This is a genomic window from Bradyrhizobium sp. Leo78, assembly GCF_059512425.1.
On the sequence record NZ_JCAMOT010000019.1, the window covers coordinates 13,241 to 28,920 of the forward strand.

The 15,680-nt window shown below is 63.2% G+C and carries 16 protein-coding genes; 9 read left to right on the forward strand and 7 right to left on the reverse strand.

The features are described 5' to 3' along the window. Positions 1–2: 2 nt before the first annotated feature. The 4 genes from urtD to urtA form a co-directional block, all read right to left on the reverse strand. A complete protein-coding gene (urtD, locus tag AC5ZG1_RS23040; RefSeq protein ID WP_028165115.1) occupies positions 3–764 on the reverse strand; it encodes an urea ABC transporter ATP-binding protein UrtD in 762 nt (253 codons plus the stop codon). Further along, on the reverse strand, positions 761–1,936 hold the full coding sequence (gene urtC / locus AC5ZG1_RS23045; RefSeq protein ID WP_130228568.1) for an urea ABC transporter permease subunit UrtC: 1,176 nt from the start codon (positions 1,934–1,936) through the stop codon (positions 761–763). The genes urtD and urtC overlap by 4 nt, the downstream gene beginning before the upstream one ends. After that, entirely contained in the window at positions 1,933–3,546 is a 1,614-nt protein-coding gene (gene urtB / locus AC5ZG1_RS23050) for an urea ABC transporter permease subunit UrtB (RefSeq protein ID WP_496134160.1), read from the reverse strand. The genes urtC and urtB overlap by 4 nt, the downstream gene beginning before the upstream one ends. 91 nt (positions 3,547–3,637) lie before the next feature. Further along, complete coding sequence (gene urtA, locus AC5ZG1_RS23055; RefSeq protein ID WP_496134161.1) at positions 3,638–4,963, reverse strand: urea ABC transporter substrate-binding protein; 1,326 nt, start codon at positions 4,961–4,963, stop codon at positions 3,638–3,640. Between the two features lie 571 nt (positions 4,964–5,534). Between urtA and AC5ZG1_RS23060 the strand changes: the two genes are divergently transcribed. The 3 genes from AC5ZG1_RS23060 to AC5ZG1_RS23070 all read left to right on the forward strand — a co-directional run bounded on the left by AC5ZG1_RS23060 (position 5,535) and on the right by AC5ZG1_RS23070 (position 7,754). After that, positions 5,535–6,962 carry a DEAD/DEAH box helicase gene (locus AC5ZG1_RS23060; protein ID WP_496134162.1) on the forward strand — a complete coding sequence of 476 codons (1,428 nt, stop codon included), beginning with the start codon at positions 5,535–5,537 and terminating at the stop codon, positions 6,960–6,962. A 25-nt stretch (positions 6,963–6,987) separates the two neighbouring features. Then, positions 6,988–7,278: a translation initiation factor IF-1 gene (gene infA, locus AC5ZG1_RS23065; RefSeq protein ID WP_027579226.1), complete on the forward strand. Its 291-nt coding sequence runs from the start codon at positions 6,988–6,990 to the stop codon at positions 7,276–7,278. A 263-nt stretch (positions 7,279–7,541) separates the two neighbouring features. Next, positions 7,542–7,754 carry a cold-shock protein gene (locus AC5ZG1_RS23070; protein ID WP_028165110.1) on the forward strand — a complete coding sequence of 71 codons (213 nt, stop codon included), beginning with the start codon at positions 7,542–7,544 and terminating at the stop codon, positions 7,752–7,754. Positions 7,755–7,840: 86 nt separating this feature from the next. On the opposite strand, the gene AC5ZG1_RS23075 is transcribed toward AC5ZG1_RS23070, so the two are convergent. The 3 genes from AC5ZG1_RS23075 to AC5ZG1_RS23085 all read right to left on the reverse strand — a co-directional run bounded on the left by AC5ZG1_RS23075 (position 7,841) and on the right by AC5ZG1_RS23085 (position 9,742). After that, a complete protein-coding gene (locus tag AC5ZG1_RS23075; protein ID WP_496134163.1) occupies positions 7,841–8,479 on the reverse strand; it encodes a TadE/TadG family type IV pilus assembly protein in 639 nt (212 codons plus the stop codon). Between the two features lie 8 nt (positions 8,480–8,487). Next, complete coding sequence (locus tag AC5ZG1_RS23080; RefSeq protein WP_028165108.1) at positions 8,488–9,069, reverse strand: TadE/TadG family type IV pilus assembly protein; 582 nt, start codon at positions 9,067–9,069, stop codon at positions 8,488–8,490. Positions 9,070–9,226: 157 nt separating this feature from the next. Beyond that, the gene (locus AC5ZG1_RS23085; protein WP_130228574.1) at positions 9,227–9,742 is read right to left on the reverse strand and encodes a pilus assembly protein N-terminal domain-containing protein; all 516 of its coding nucleotides are present in this window, start codon (positions 9,740–9,742) and stop codon (positions 9,227–9,229) included. Positions 9,743–10,227: 485 nt separating this feature from the next. Here AC5ZG1_RS23085 and AC5ZG1_RS23090 point away from each other — a divergent pair, with 485 nt between their 5' ends. From AC5ZG1_RS23090 to AC5ZG1_RS23115, 6 genes are all read left to right on the forward strand, one after another. Further along, positions 10,228–10,392: a Flp family type IVb pilin gene (locus AC5ZG1_RS23090; RefSeq protein ID WP_063623388.1), complete on the forward strand. Its 165-nt coding sequence runs from the start codon at positions 10,228–10,230 to the stop codon at positions 10,390–10,392. Positions 10,393–10,697: 305 nt separating this feature from the next. Continuing rightward, positions 10,698–11,222 carry an A24 family peptidase gene (locus AC5ZG1_RS23095; protein ID WP_028165106.1) on the forward strand — a complete coding sequence of 175 codons (525 nt, stop codon included), beginning with the start codon at positions 10,698–10,700 and terminating at the stop codon, positions 11,220–11,222. 128 nt (positions 11,223–11,350) lie between these two features. Further along, positions 11,351–12,148: a Flp pilus assembly protein CpaB gene (gene cpaB, locus AC5ZG1_RS23100; RefSeq protein WP_496134164.1), complete on the forward strand. Its 798-nt coding sequence runs from the start codon at positions 11,351–11,353 to the stop codon at positions 12,146–12,148. Positions 12,149–12,189: 41 nt separating this feature from the next. Then, positions 12,190–13,641, forward strand: coding sequence for a type II and III secretion system protein family protein (locus tag AC5ZG1_RS23105; protein ID WP_433994518.1), 1,452 nt, complete (start codon positions 12,190–12,192; stop codon positions 13,639–13,641). A 9-nt stretch (positions 13,642–13,650) separates the two neighbouring features. Further along, positions 13,651–14,400 (forward strand): CpaD family pilus assembly protein, encoded by a 750-nt coding sequence (locus AC5ZG1_RS23110; protein ID WP_208824115.1) that lies wholly within the window; start codon positions 13,651–13,653, stop codon positions 14,398–14,400. Next, a complete protein-coding gene (locus AC5ZG1_RS23115) occupies positions 14,397–15,662 on the forward strand; it encodes a CpaE/TadZ family protein (protein ID WP_496134165.1) in 1,266 nt (421 codons plus the stop codon). The genes AC5ZG1_RS23110 and AC5ZG1_RS23115 overlap by 4 nt, the downstream gene beginning before the upstream one ends. Positions 15,663–15,680: the final 18 nt, after the last annotated feature.

Below are 15,680 nucleotides of genomic sequence, written 5' to 3' on the forward strand. Positions count from 1 at the left end.
GCTTACCTACCCAGATACACTTCGACAACCCGCTCGTTCGACGACACCTGGTCGATGCTCCCCTCCGCCAGCACCGTGCCTTCATGCAGGCAGGTCACCTTCACGCCGAGCTCGCGCACGAAGGTCATGTCGTGCTCGACCACCATGATGGTATGGTCCTTGTTGATCTCCTTGAGCAGCTCCGCGGTCTGGTGGGTCTCGACATCGGTCATTCCGGCAACGGGCTCGTCGACCAATAGCAGCTTCGGATCCTGCGCCAGCAGCATGCCGATCTCCAGCCACTGTTTCTGGCCGTGCGACAGGCTGCCGGCGAGACGGTTGCGCGCGTCGGTCAGACGGATGGTCTCCAGCACTTTCTGGATGCGCTCGGTCTCGGCCCTGCTCTCGCGCCAGAACAGCGTGCCGCGCACGCTGTGGTCGACATTGAGCGCGAGCAGGAGATTGTCCTGCACGGTCTGGCTTTCGAACACCGTCGGCTTCTGGAATTTGCGACCGATACCGAGCTCGGCGATGCGGGTCTCGTCCAGCCGGGTCAGGTCGGTGACCCCGTCGAACAGCACGGTGCCTTCATCCGGCTTGGTCTTGCCGGTGATGATGTCCATCATCGTGGTCTTGCCGGCGCCGTTCGGGCCGATGATGGCGCGCATCTCGCCGGGCTCGAGCGCGAGCGAGAGGTTGTTGATGGCGTGGAAGCCGTCGAAGGAAACGTGCACGCCATCGAGATAGAGCATCGCGGACGTGGCACGGGTATCCATCACGTTCATTGCGCCTGCTCCGCCGAATTGGGTTCGCTGATGCCATCCTCGCGCGCGGCGCTTTCCACGGCCGCGACGCGCTGCGCCCTCCATGGCTCCCACCAGGAATTGAAGGTGCCAACGATGCCCTTGGGCAGCAGCAGCGTCACCAGGATGAACAGCGCGCCCAGCATGAACAGCCAGTACGGCGCGAGTGGCCCTGAGGTGAAGAACGTCTTGGCATAGTTGACGACGACGGCGCCAAGCGCAGCGCCGACCAGCGTGCCGCGGCCGCCGACCGCGACCCAGATCACCGCCTCAATTGAATTGCCCGGCGCGAATTCGCTCGGATTGATGATGCCGACCTGCGGCACATAAAGCGCGCCCGCAACGCCGGCCATGCAGGCCGACAGCGTGAACACGAACAGCTTGTAGGATTCGACGCGGTAGCCGAGGAAGCGGGTGCGGCTTTCGGCGTCACGCACTGCGATCAAGACCTTGCCGAGCTTCGAGGTCACGATCGCCCGGCAGATCAGGAAACCGATGATCAGCGCCAGGCAGCTCAGCGCGAACAAAGCGGCGCGGGTGCCGTCGGCCTGGACGTTGAAGCCCAGGATGTCCTTGAAGTCGGTCAGGCCGTTGTTGCCGCCGAAGCCGAAATCGTTGCGGAAGAAGGCAAGCAGCAGCGCATAGGTCATCGCCTGGGTGATGATCGAGAGATAGACCCCGGTGACGCGGGAGCGGAAGGCGAGCCAGCCGAAGCAGAAGGCGAGCAGGCCCGGCACCAGCAGCACCATCAGCGCCGCGAAGGGGAACATGTCGAAGCCGTACCAGTACCAGGGCAGCTTGTCCCAGTTCAGGAACACCATGAAATCAGGCAGGATCGGGTTGCCATAAACACCGCGGCTGCCGATCTGGCGCATCAGATACATGCCCATGGCGTAGCCGCCGAGCGCGAAGAAGGCGCCGTGGCCGAGCGAGAGGATGCCGCAATAGCCCCAGATCAAATCGATGGAGAGCGCGAGGATGGCGTAGCAGACATATTTGCCCCACAGCGCGACCAGATAGGTCGGCACCTGCAGGAACGAGCCCTGCGGCAGCAACAGGTTCGACAACGGGACCAGGATGCCGACGGCCGCGACGATCAGGATGAAGGCGGTCGCGGCGCGGTCAAGCGAGCGGGTGAGGATATGCGCGCTCATGCTTCCACCGCCCGCCCTTTCAGCGCGAACAGGCCGCGCGGCCGCTTCTGGATGAACAGGATGATCAGGACCAGGATGGCGATCTTGCCGAGCACGGCGCCGGCGACCGGCTCCAGGAACTTGTTGGCGATCCCCAGCGTGAAGGCGCCGACCAGCGTGCCCCAGAGATTGCCGACGCCGCCGAACACGACGACCATGAAACTGTCGATGATGTAGCTCTGGCCGAGATTGGGGCTGACATTGTCGATCTGCGACAGCGCGACGCCGGCGATGCCGGCAATCCCCGAGCCGAGGCCGAAGGTCAGCGCGTCGACGCGGGAGGTGGCAATGCCCATCGAGGCCGCCATGCGGCGGTTCTGGGTCACCGCGCGCATCTCGAGCCCGAGCGCCGTGTAGCGCAGCATCGCGAGCAGGATCACGAACACCGCGAGCGTGAAGCAGAGAATCCAGAGCCGGTTGTAGGTGATGGTGATCTGGCCAAGCTCGAACGCGCCGCTCATCCAGGAGGGGTTGCCGACCTCGCGGTTGGTCGGACCGAACACGGTGCGCACCGCCTGCTGCAGCACCAGCGACAGGCCCCATGTCGCCAGCAGCGTTTCCAGCGGACGGCCGTAGAGGAAGCGGATGATGCTGCGCTCGATCGCAACGCCGATCCCGCCCGCGACCAGGAAAGCCAGCGGCACGGCGATCAGGAGCGAATAGTCGAACAGGCCGGGATAGCGGGTGCGAATCACCTCCTGCACCACGAAGGTGGTGTAGGCGCCTATCATCACCATCTCGCCATGCGCCATGTTGATGACGCCCATCACACCGAAGGTGATGGCAAGCCCGATCGCCGCCAGCAGCAGCACCGAGCCGAGCGAGAGACCATACCAGGCGTTCTGCACCGCCGACCACATCGCCAGATTGCTCTGGATCGAGGAGATCGCGCCGGTGATGGCCTGCGCCACCAGCGGCGGCTGGTCGGAGCCCACGCTGGTGAGTAGCGCCAGCGCTTCCTGGTCGCCGCGGGCCTTGATGACCGCGACAGCGTCGAGCTTGTCGTTATCGGAGGCGTCAGACTTGAACAGGATGATCGCTGCACGGGCCTCGGTGAACGCCTGCTTGGCCGCCTTGTCGGTCTCCTTCGCAAGCGCGCCCTCCACCACGGGAAGCGCGTTCTCGTCATGACTCTTGAAGACGGATTGCGCGGCGGCGACGCGCTTCGCCGGGTCGGGCGAGAGCAACGTCAGACTGCCGAGTGCAGCCTCGACCGTGCGGCGCAGGCGGTTGTTGAGACGGACGGACGCCGCATTGTCCGGCAGCTTGTCGACGGCAGCACCGGTGGCGGCATCGATGATCTTGCCGTCTGCTTGCGTGATGAAGACTTTCTTGCTCTCGGGATCGGCCGACAGCCGCTCCTCCTGGAGCGCCGAGATGATCGGGAAGGCGAGCGGATTGCCGGAACTTGCGACCGCCTCGATCGCTTCCGCGGTGTCGGAAAATTCGTCATTGGCGAATTTGGCGACCGCGTCCTCGAACGAGCCGGCGAAGGCCGGCAACGCGAAGCAGGCAATCAGCAACACTGAAAGAACGAGCGCGCGAAAACGCTCAAGGAAATAGCCAAACACGTGACGACCCCGGCAGGAGTGGTGAGGAGAAGGCGACGAACACCGCCGCCTTCTCCAGTCTCTTGGAAGGTTGTTGAATGAACGGATCAGATCAGGAGCCCTGACCGCCGCACTTGTTGGTCTTGGTGTTCCAGTTGCCGCACTTCTTGCCGACCCAGTCGCCGATCAGGTCCCTGGAGCCTTCGAGCTCCTTCGACCAGGCATCGCCCGCGACGAGGCCGGGAGTCTTCCACACCACGTCGAACTGGCCGTTGCCCTTGATCTCGCCGATGAACACCGGCTTGGTGATGTGGTGGTTCGGCAGCATCTTGGAGACACCGCCGGTCAGGTTCGGCGCTTCGATGCCGGGCAGCGCGTCGATCACCTTGTCCGGATCGGTCGACTTCACCTTCTCGACCGCCTTCACCCACATGTTGAAGCCGATGTAGTGCGCTTCCATCGGATCGTTGGTCACGCGCTTCGGATTCTTGGTGTAGGCCTGCCAGTCCTTGATGAACTTCTCGTTGGCGGGGGTCTTGATCGACTCGAAGTAGTTCCAGGCGGCGAGATGGCCGACCAGCGGCTTGGTGTCGATGCCGGCGAGTTCTTCCTCACCGACCGAGAACGCGACCACCGGGATGTCGGTCGCCTTGATGCCCTGGTTGCCGAGCTCCTTGTAGAAGGGAACGTTGGCGTCGCCGTTGATGGTGGAGACCACCGCCGTCTTCTTGCCGGCCGAGCCGAACTTCTTGATGTCGGCCACGATCGTCTGCCAGTCGCTATGACCGAACGGCGTGTAATTGATCATGATATCTTCCTGCTTGACGCCCTTCGACTTCAAGTAGGCTTCTAGAATCTTGTTGGTGGTGCGCGGATAGACGTAGTCGGTGCCCGCCAGCACCCAGCGCTTCACCTTCTCGTCCTTCATCAGGTAGTCGACCGCGGGGATCGCCTGCTGGTTCGGAGCGGCGCCGGTGTAGAACACGTTGCGCTCGGACTCTTCGCCCTCATACTGCACGGGGTAGAACAGGATGTTGTTCAGCTCCTTGAACACCGGGAGTACGGATTTGCGCGACACCGAGGTCCAGCAGCCGAACACGACCGCGACCTTGTCCTTGGTGATGAGCTCGCGCGCCTTTTCCGCGAACAGCGGCCAGTTCGATGCGGGATCGACGACGACAGCTTCGAGCTTCTTGCCGAGCACGCCGCCTTTCTTGTTCTGCTCGTCGATCAGGAAGAGAATCGTATCCTTCAGCGTGGTCTCGCTGATGGCCATGGTGCCGGAGAGTGAATGCAGAACGCCGACCTTGATGGTGTCATCGGCGGCTTTGGCCGGAGAAAATGGCGAGGACGCCAAGCCCAAAACCAGGCCCGCGGCGGCCGCGAGCCAGCCGCGGCGGCTCAGCGTTGCTATATCGTGAGTAAGCTGTGTGATCATGAAATGTCATCTCCCTGACGCAGGCGTGAACGCATGCGAACGGCCCCACGGCCGCCTGCGACAAAAGGAATCGCAAGAACCATGCCACGGTGGAGGCACCGCTTAAGCCACTGCTGGCGCACCGCAATTTGGCGTTTCAGGAAGAATGCAGAGAACGGCTGCCCAATTGTTGGGCGACAAAAATGTATGCCAAAGCGGCAATCAGTTCATTTTCTGAGCAATTAAACCGAGCTGGCTAAATTTCCGGCAGCCAATTGTGACGCTGTCGCGACATCGGACTCGCCCCTGCAATAGCAACTTCGCTCCCGAGGCCGACCCAATCCGAGGAGAGTTTACCTTGAAAGTGCCGCGTTCATGTTCCATATCACTGTCATGACCCGCGCGAATCGCCGGGTCGGCGCAAGCTTGCGTGTTCTAGGCCGCCTTGGTTCCAACCAGCCTCGGCGGCTTTTGGCTTGCCTTTGATCAGCCAACAGCACCGATGCCCCAAACACGCGGGTATCACTGATGCCCTCACGCGCCCGGCCGACATGGCCGGCGCGCCTGACGTTTTGATGGAAAGACCTCCCTTTTGACCTCCTTTCAGGATTTCGGCCTTGCCGATCCCATCGCCCGCGCGCTTCGGGAAGAGAACTACGTCACCCCCACTCCGATCCAGGCCCAGACCATTCCGCTCGCGCTCGAAGGCCGCGATGTGATCGGCATTGCGCAAACCGGCACTGGCAAGACCGCGTCCTTCGCGCTGCCGATCCTCAACCGGCTGCTGGAGAACCGCACCAAGGTGCAACCGAAGTCGTGCCGCGTGCTGGTGCTCTCGCCGACCCGCGAATTGTCGGGGCAGATCCTCGACAGCTTCAATGCCTATGGCCGCCACATCCGCCTCTCTTCCGCGCTCGCGATCGGCGGCGTGCCGATGGGGCGGCAGGTCCGCTCGGTGATGCAGGGAGTCGAGGTCATGGTCGCGACCCCCGGCCGCCTGCTCGACCTCGTGCAGAGCAACGGCTTGAAGCTCAATCAGGTCGAGTTCCTGGTGCTCGATGAAGCCGACCGCATGCTCGACATGGGCTTCATCAACGACATCAGGAAGATCGTCGCCAAGCTACCGCAGAAGCGACAGACGCTGTTCTTCTCGGCGACGATGCCAAAGGATATCGCCGAGCTCGCCGAAGCGATGCTGCGTGATCCTGCCCGCGTGGCGGTAACACCGGTGTCCTCGACCGCCGAGCGCGTCACGCAGCGCATCATCCAGGTCGATTTCACCGCCAAGCCCGCCATACTGGCGCAACTGCTGAAGCAGGAACCGGTCAACCGCGCGCTGGTGTTCACCCGCACCAAGCACGGTGCCGACAAGGTGGTGAAGGGGCTGGAGAAGGCCGGCATCGCGGCTAACGCTATACACGGCAACAAGTCGCAGAATCACCGCGAGCGCACGCTGGCGGCATTTCGTTCCGGCGAAATCCGCACCTTGGTCGCGACCGACATCGCCGCGCGCGGCATCGACGTCGACGGCATCAGCCATGTCGTCAATTACGACCTGCCCAACGTGCCGGAGACCTATGTGCACCGCATCGGCCGCACCGCACGCGCCGGCGCCGACGGCGTTGCAATCTCGCTGATCGCGGGCGCAGAGGAGATGGGATACTTGCGCGACATCGAACGGCTGATCCGGGTGGCGCTGCCGCGCGAAGATCGCCGTACACCGGGCAGTCGCGAGCAGGCGCCTGCTCCCGCCGCCCCACATCGGGCGGCTGGACGATCGGCTCAGCGCCCCCATCAGACCAGAGGAAATGAATCACCTCAGGCAGCAAAAGGCCCTCGCCGCCGCCGCCGTCGAGGTGGTAAGAATGGCGCTCCACAGGCGAACCGGGGCGAGTCGCCACGTCCGCCGCAGATCGGCAAGAGCGAGGGTAAGCAGGGCGGCATTCAAGGCGTCGCCTTCTTGCACCGCGAAAGCCGGGCGAAACCGCAGCCCAACCGCAACAACCAAACGCAGCACTAGCCGTCTATCGATTCTGGAGACCCACATGGCTAAGGAAGAGCTGATCCAGTTCGAGGGGCTGGTGACCGAAATCCTCCCCGACGCACGCTATCGCGTGCAACTCGATACCGGACACGAGATTGTCGCCTACACGGCCGGCAAGATGAAGAAAAACCGCATCAAGACGCTGGCCGGCGACCGGGTTACGATTGAAATGTCACCCTACGACCTCGAGAAGGGGCGGCTGATTTTCCGTCACAAGGATGAACGCCCGAGTTCGCCCGGCGGCCCGCCACGCGGCCAGCCGCCACGGGGCGGCCAGTTCCGCCGCCGCTGACGTGCCTCGAAGCCGTCCGGAATCGCGCACGACGCCCTGACGTCTTGCGCGATCCCTGCGGTTTCCACGTTCGAACGAAATCCGCGCACGTCAGGATTGTTTTAGGCCCGTTTTTCGCATAATATCGGGTTAATCGATTTTCGGCCGGACGACATTAGCCATCCACCGGTATCCCGGTTCGGCGCTGACGACCCTTCCAAAATTCGATCCACCAGCCTGCCACAAGCGGGCTTTGACTTGTCTATCTGAGAAGGGACTATCCCGTGAGCATGGGAACCGTGAAGTGGTTTAACGCAACCAAGGGCTACGGCTTCATTCAGCCCGATGACGGCGGCAACGACGTGTTCGTGCACATCAGCGCTGTCGAGCGCGCTGGCTTGGGCACGCTGCGCGAAGGCCAGAAGATCTCCTACGAGATCGTGTCCGATCGTCGGTCCGGCAAATCCGCAGCCGACAATCTGCGTTCGGCGGGCTGACCGACGACGGGCCTGCGTCCGCAGCGCCCATACGCATCAAGAACACTGAACAAAGAGAAGCCGCGCCGACCGCGCGGCTTTTCGCTTTAAGAAACCGGCGTGCAGCTACTGCTTGGCTTGGTGGGCGGCGGATAGTCGACGCAGGGCGACTGTCTCGGCCGGGTGTAGGCTTGGTCTTGCCATGGAATCTCGGTCTTGAGCACGTAACCAGTTAGCGACTTGTATTTGTAACTAACCTCGCTCCAGATCAGCCAGGTATTCGGTATCAATAACCCCGGTGGAACCGGTACCGTATCATTCGGCTTGTGCGGCGAATTCTGAAGCGCGGCTGTCGGCGAGCCGCTCATTGTGACGGTGGCCGACTGGCTCCACTGGATCTTCGCGATGCCGTTCTTGTCGATGAATACTTCCGAGACGGTCGCGGTCAGCGGTGTCAAGGAATAAGGCAACAGGATTGCTCCGCTCAGGGCGAAGACATTCTGCATGTCCGTGGTGGTGACGCTGTTCAGCGATTGCGACGTCAGGTCGGATGCCGCGCGCGCCACCAGCGCCAGCTTGCGCTGGATGGCGACGAAGGAGCTGACCTCGATCGTTCCGAAGACCAGCACCAGCATGATGGGCACGATCAGCGCGAACTCGGTCGCTGCCACGCCGCGGCAATCGTTGAAGAGATTGCGGACCGTGCGGCGCACGTGCCAGATCGATGAGAGAAACCTCATTTTCATCGTTTCGCTCATGAGCATGTCGTCCCGCCATTTAGGAAGGGCTCGTTCCTGAAGACCGCGATTGCCGACAACAGGCGTTTGCTGCCATTCAGATTGGAAGGGTCGTAGCCGAGCACGTCTCCAAAGTTGAGCATCTTGGTGACGATGACGGGCCACTGATAGAACAACCTGGCCACGACGAAATTGCCGTCTTGGCCAGGACAGTATTTCATATCATCGATGAAGGCGCCGCCCGAACCGATCTGGTTAGGGATTTTGATCACGTTGACCTGCGGGTAACTACGAACGTCGACATAGATGCCCTTGCAGTCGAACATGAAACTGAGCTTGTGGGCGCAGACCGCATTCTTGAAGTCCTGCGGACTGAGCGAGCCGCTTTGCGCCTGTCCGGTCAGGACCAAGCGCGCGGAATCCTGGGTGATCGTCTCGAGCACCTGGCCGGCGAAGAATATCAGCGCCGTCTCGATGATCGCAAACAACAACACGAAGAACACCGGAGCGACGAGGGCGAATTCGACGGCGGTTACGCCGCGACGATCGCGGCGAAACCGGCGCAACAATTTCCGGAAAGAGCCTGGAGGCTGTGGCATCGGAGGAGTCTCGTAGCGGGGTGGTGCCGCAACGATTATCTGAAACAGATTGTCGAAATGTTTCGTCGGATCGCGACAGCACGACCCGTTCCGTTAGGTCGGCGTTAAGCATGGGCGGACAGCGCAAGGCCGCCGCCGACGGCCTCTGCAGGTTTCGTTAGTTGGGGGACGACGGTTTGGGGGCGGTCCCGCCCTGCCCGCTTGCCTGGGTGCTGAGCGAGCCGGCCTGATCGATCGTGGACTTGAAGTAGTTCTCGCCGTCGCCGAGCGTCACGCGGCGCTGGCAGATCGGCATGCAGCTATAGGATTCCCGCTCGATGCCGCGATAGACGGTGACGAGCTGGTCGCTCGGGCCCTGGACCTGGATCTGGCGGTCGACCAGGATCTCGCCATTGCGGTCCATCGCGATGAAATTGGTGGCGCCGTAACCCTTGCCCGTGACGACCACGACGCCGCCGGTCTGCAGCGTCACATCGGCGATCATGGGGTTGCCGACCACGATGGTGGCGATGCCGGTCGGGAGCTTGACGAGCTTGGCCTGGTCGACATTGACCTCGATCCGATCAGGATCGGCCGCGGCAAAACTTGCGGAAGGCCATGCCGCGGCGGCGGCTGCGAGAAGGCTGAAGGCAAGACCCGCCAACGTGCGGACACGCTCTGACTTGAACGACATACTCTACCCCGGGGCATTGACAAGCCGGCAACCGCGATACGCAGCGGAAGCGACACCCGACAGAGCTAAACTGACAACAATTCATGAACGAAGTGCAAAAAGCGCTTCCGCAATTTCATCCGCATTCATTTCCAGGAGGGACAAACGAACTGCCCGATGATCTAGCTTGTCGAACCGAGGTCTCCCCAGTGAGGATCAATCATGGGGCGGCTCGGACGCGATCGCTGCATTCTTGGCGTGGCGCGCCATAGAGGAGCACGATCGAGTCTCTCATCGAACCCAAGATATGTGCATTTTATCGATTGTCTTAAGCCCGCGTTGACTCTGCGTCGGAACTGTCAAATTTGGCGCGATCTTTCTGCAATCGAATTAACTGCTGCGCAATTGTCGCACCCCTAGGTTCGCGTGCATGGTCACGGCGCTGAGAACGCCGGGGTGACCAAAACACTAAGTTCGACCAGCCACGTGCACACCAGGAGCAATCTATGAAGAACCTCGTTTCGCGTTTCATTAAGGACGAATCGGGCGCGACCGCCATCGAATACGGTCTGATCGCGGCCCTCATTGCCGTCGTGATCATTGGCACCCTTCGAGTCATCGGCACCGATCTCAACGCCAAGTTGGTCCAAGTGGACAACGGGCTGAAGTAATCGGCTCTTTTCGGCACAGAGGCCCCGGCGATCCGGGGCCTTTGTCTTATTTCGTCGAGTTGAACCGCGAAAATATGCGTAGATCAACCGTTCCACGACTTGCGGCGACAAAGGCCTCCTTTCGCGCCGGTCATCTGAACGACGCATCCGCACAGATCGTCTGCGTCGCCCTGGCACTGGCAGTTATCACGCTCGCCTGGCGCATTGCGGCAGTCTGGTGACGTGCCGGCCTTCGCCGATTATTCATCTCTCGCGGCTAGATTCGAGGCGCCACTCATCCTGACCGCTCGGGCTCGCGTAATCACATGATCCTCGACATTCTTCGCCTGCTGCTGTTTCCCGCACTGATGGCGTTCGCGGCTGCAAGCGACCTTGTCAGCATGACGATTTCAAACCGTGTGTCGCTGGCGCTCGTGGCGGGCTTCGTCGTGCTCGCGCTTGCGAGCGGCATGGGACTCTATGAGGTGCTTTCGCATGCCGGTGCCGGCGCCGCCGTGCTCGCGGCTGGATTTGCCTGCTTTGCGTTCGGCTGGATTGGCGGCGGGGACGCCAAGGTTGCAGCCGGCGCTGCGCTCTGGTTCGGCTTCGATCATCTCCTGCCCTATCTGCTCTATGCGTCCGTATTCGGCGGCGCGCTGACGCTGCTGCTGCTCCAGTTCCGACGATGGCCGCTGCCCTACCCGCTGCTGGGCCAGGCCTGGCTGCTGCGGCTGCACGCCAAGGAGACCGGCATTCCCTACGGCATCGCGCTCGCGCTTGGCGCGCTCGTGATCTATCCCGAGACCGGGTGGATGAAGGCGGTCGACTTCGCGCATTTCGTAATGCGTTGAAAGGGCGGAAGTAACTGCCCGTTAAGGCGATTTAGATACGCCTCATTAACCATGCTTTGACGAATAGCTGGTCAACTGCCGATCACGGCGGCGGAACCGTCGCGTCGTCCTGTGGAAAGTGAAGCGTAATGAACACCGCACGCATTGTGGTCTTGGCTATCGCCGGCGTTGCCGGCCTCGCGGCCCTGTATCTGGCGAGCGGAAGCAATAACCAGCCCGCTCCCAAATCCCAGCCCGCGGCGCAACTGCCAACCATCGACATCCTCGTCGCGAAGTCCGACATCGGCCTCGGCCAGTCGCTCAAGGCCGACGATTTGCAGTGGCAGACTTGGCCGGCCTCGAGCGCGAGCGGCTCGTACATGCGGCGCGACGGCAAGGCCGACGCCATGAAGGACGTCATCGGCTCGATTGCCCGCGCCCCCTTCATCGCCGGCGAGCCGATCCGCGAGCAGAAGCTGGTGAAGGCCGATGGCAGCGGCTTCATGGCCGCGATCCTGCCGTCCGGCATGCGCGCGATTTCGACCGAAATCTCGCCGGAGACCGCTGCCGGCGGCTTCATCCTGCCGAACGACCGGGTCGACGTCATTCTCTCCCGGCGCGAGAAGAACCCGGACGGCCAGGGCGCCGACATCGTCAATTCGGAGATCATCCTGAGCAATGTCCGCGTGCTCGCGATCGACCAGGCGCCGAAGGAGAAGGACGGTACCAGCGCGCTGATCGGCAAGACCGTGACGCTCGAGCTCAAGCCCGAACAGGCGGAAACGCTGGCGCGTGCGCGCCAGAGCGGCACGCTGACGCTGGCGCTGCGCAGCATCGCCGACGTCAATATCGTCGAGGCCAATGCCGACAATCAAACACGCCGGCGCGGCCAAAGCATCAACGTCATCCGGTACGGCATCGCCAGCCCGCAAACGGTACAGAAGTGAGCGAAAGGGCGCAGGGAATGAAGGGCTGGGGGAATCGATCGATGATGCGGGCTTTCGTCGTTCGCGCCCTGTCGTTTTCGGCCGCTGTCGCCTTCACACTGAACCCGGCCCTGACGCCGGTGGTGGCGAGCGATTACCGCGTCGCGGCGCCGCCCGCGGCCGACGGCCAAGCCAGTGCGCGCTTCCTGTCGCTCGGGGTCGGCAAATCGGTCGTGATCGACCTGCCGCGCGACATCAAGGACGTGCTGGTGGCCGATCCCAAGATCGCCAATGCCGTGATCCGCTCCTCGCAGCGCGCCTACATCATCGGCGCCGCGGTCGGCCAGACCAACATCGTGTTCTTCGATTCTGCCGGCGCGCAGATCGCCGCCTATGACATCGCCGTTAAACGCGACCTCAATGGGGTACGCGCGGCGCTCCGCCAGGCGCTGCCGCATGCCGACATCCAGATCGACGGCGTCGGCGACGGCGTGGTGCTGACCGGTACGGCCTCGAGCCCGATCGAGGCGCAGCAGGCCGGCGATCTCGCCGCGCGGCTTGCCGGCGGCGCTGAAAAGGTAGTCAATTCGATCGTGGTCCGCGGCCGCGACCAGGTGATGCTCAAGGTCACCGTCGCCGAGGTCGCGCGCAACATCATCAAGCAGCTCGGCATCGACCTCACCGCCAACCTGAACTACGGCACCGCGGTGGTGAGTTTCAGGAACGACAATCCCTTCACCGCCTTTGGTCGCCCGCTGCTGCCCAACAACACGGCGACAACCGCGTTCGGCGCCAGCCCCTCGGTATCGGCAACGCTGCGCGCAATGGAAAGCGCGGGCGTGGTGCGAACGCTGGCCGAGCCGAACCTGACGGCCATTTCCGGCGAGTCGGCCACCTTCATCGCCGGCGGCGAATTCCCGATCCCCGCAGGCTACTCCTGCGACCCCGTCACCCATGTCTGTATCACGCAGATCCAGTTCAAGAAATTCGGCATCTCCTTGAACTTCACTCCGGTCGTGCTGACCGAAGGCCGCATCAGCCTGCGGGTGATGACCGAAGTGTCCGAACTGTCGAACGACAATTCGATCACGCTCTCGCAATCCGTCACCGCCAATCAGGTGAACACGCTGACCATTCCTTCGATCAAGACCCGCCGCGCGGAAACGACCCTGGAAATCCCTTCCGGCGGCGCGATGGCGATGGCCGGCCTGATCCAGGAGCAAACCAAGCAGGCCATCAACGGCTTTCCGGGTCTTGCCCAACTGCCGATCCTCGGCACGCTGTTCCGCAGCCGCGACTTCGTCAACAACCAGACCGAGTTGATGGTGCTGGTGACCCCCTATGTCGTGCGCGCGGTGGCGCAGAAGGACCTGTCGCGGCCGGATGACGGCTTTGCCAACGCCTCGGACCCGCAGGCCGACTTCCTCGGCAGCATCAACCGCATCTATGGCGTGCCGGGCCGTACCGAGCCGGGGCGAAATTACCGCGGCACCTACGGCTTCATTACCGACTGAGGCGGGACGATGACACCCAAGCTGACATCCAAACGTTCCGCCGATCGCAGCCGCGCCCTCGCCCGTCTCGGGGCACTGATCGGCATTGCCGTGGCGCTCGGTGCCTGTCGGCACACGGATGATTCGCCGCTCGCGAGCTATCCCGACGATTATCGCCTGCGCCATCCGATCGCAGTCCAGGAAGCCGACCGCTCCATCGTGGTGTTCGCCGGCAGCGGCCGCGGCGGCCTCACCGCCGAACAGCGCGCCGACGTGATGGGGCTGGCGCAGACCTGGCTGCGCGAAGGCACGGGCGCGATCAGCATCGACACACCGGTCGGCACGCCGAATGCGCGCGCCGCCGCCGATTCCCTGCGTGAGATCCAGGCGACCTTCGCCGCCGCCGGCGTGCCGCCGCGCGCGGTCGCCGTGCGCCAGTATCACCCCGAGGATCCGCGCCATTTCGCGGCCATCAGGATCAACTATGCGCGGATCTCGGCGGTGGCCGGCCCCTGCGGCACCTGGCCAGAGGACCTCGGACCGTCGATCAACAACAAGAGCTATTTCGACAACAAGCCCTATTACAATTTCGGCTGTGCCTACCAGCGCAACCTCGCCGCCATGGTCGACAATCCGAGTGACCTCGTGCAACCGCGCGCGGAGACGCCGCCATACACCGAGCGGCGTGACATCGCCTTCGCGAAATACCGGAAGGGCACCTCGACGACGACGACCTATCCCGAGGCCGACAAGGCCAAGCTGAGCGATGTGGGCAAATGATCAGCTACGCGCGCCAGAATTCCGACGCCCAGCCTGACGTCCCGCCGCCGACGGAGGAGCATATCGCGCCGGCGCCGCGGGTGTCGGTGCAGGCATTCTGCGACACGGTGGAGACCGCCGCGGCGGTGCAGTCGGCCGGCGAGGACCGCAGGCTCGCCAAGGCGCATCTGAAGATCCAGATGGGCGGCATGGCCGCCGCCATCGAGGCCTATCGCTCGGCGCCGACGCCAAACGTCATCATCCTGGAAACTGGGGCCAACGGCGACATCCTCGGCGGTCTCGACCAACTTGCCGCGGTCTGCGACGCCGGCACGCGCGTGATCGTGATCGGACGCCTCAACGATGTCGCGCTCTATCGCGAATTGGTGCGCCGCGGCGTCAGCGACTACATGATCGCGCCTGTTGTCGCCATCGACGTGGTGCGCTCGGTCTGCAACCTGTTCTCGGCGCCGGAGGCCAAGGCGGTCGGGCGCATCCTTGCCGTGGTCGGCGCCAAAGGCGGCGTCGGCGCGTCCACGGTGGCGCATAACGTCGCCTGGGCGATCGCGCGCGACCTGGCGCTGGATTCCGTCGTCGCCGATCTCGATCTCGCCTTCGGCACCGCCGGCCTCGACTACAACCAGGATCCGCCGCAGGGAATCGCCGAGGCCGTGTTCTCGCCCGACCGCGTCGACACCGCCTTCATCGACCGGCTGCTGTCGAAATGCACCGATCACTTGAGCCTGCTGGCGGCGCCGGCCACGCTCGACCGCGTCTACGATTTCGGCGCCGAGGCGTTCGATGCGATCTTCGACACGCTTCGCACCACCATGCCCTGCACCGTGCTCGACGTCCCCCACCAATGGTCGGGCTGGACCAAGCGGGCACTGATCGCCGCCGACGACATCCTGGTGGTCGCAGTCCCCGACCTTGCCAACCTTCGCAACACCAAGAACCTGGTCGACCTGTTGAAGGCCTCGCGGCCGAACGACCGCGCGCCGCTCTACTGCCTCAACCAGGTCGGCGTGCCGAAGCGCCCCGAGATCAACGCCGCCGAATTCGCCAAGGCGATCGAGGCCGAGCCGATCGCGACGATTCCGTTCGATCCGCAGATCTTCGGCTCGGCCGCCAATAACGGCCAGATGATCGCGGAGATCTCCGCCAATCATCGCACCATCGAGATGTTTCTGCAGATCGCACAGCGGCTGACGGGCCGCGGCGAGACCAAGAAAACCAAAGGGTCGTTCCTGTCGCCCCTGCTGGGGAAGCTGCGGGCGAAATAGCCGCTCTGGAGTAGAGTC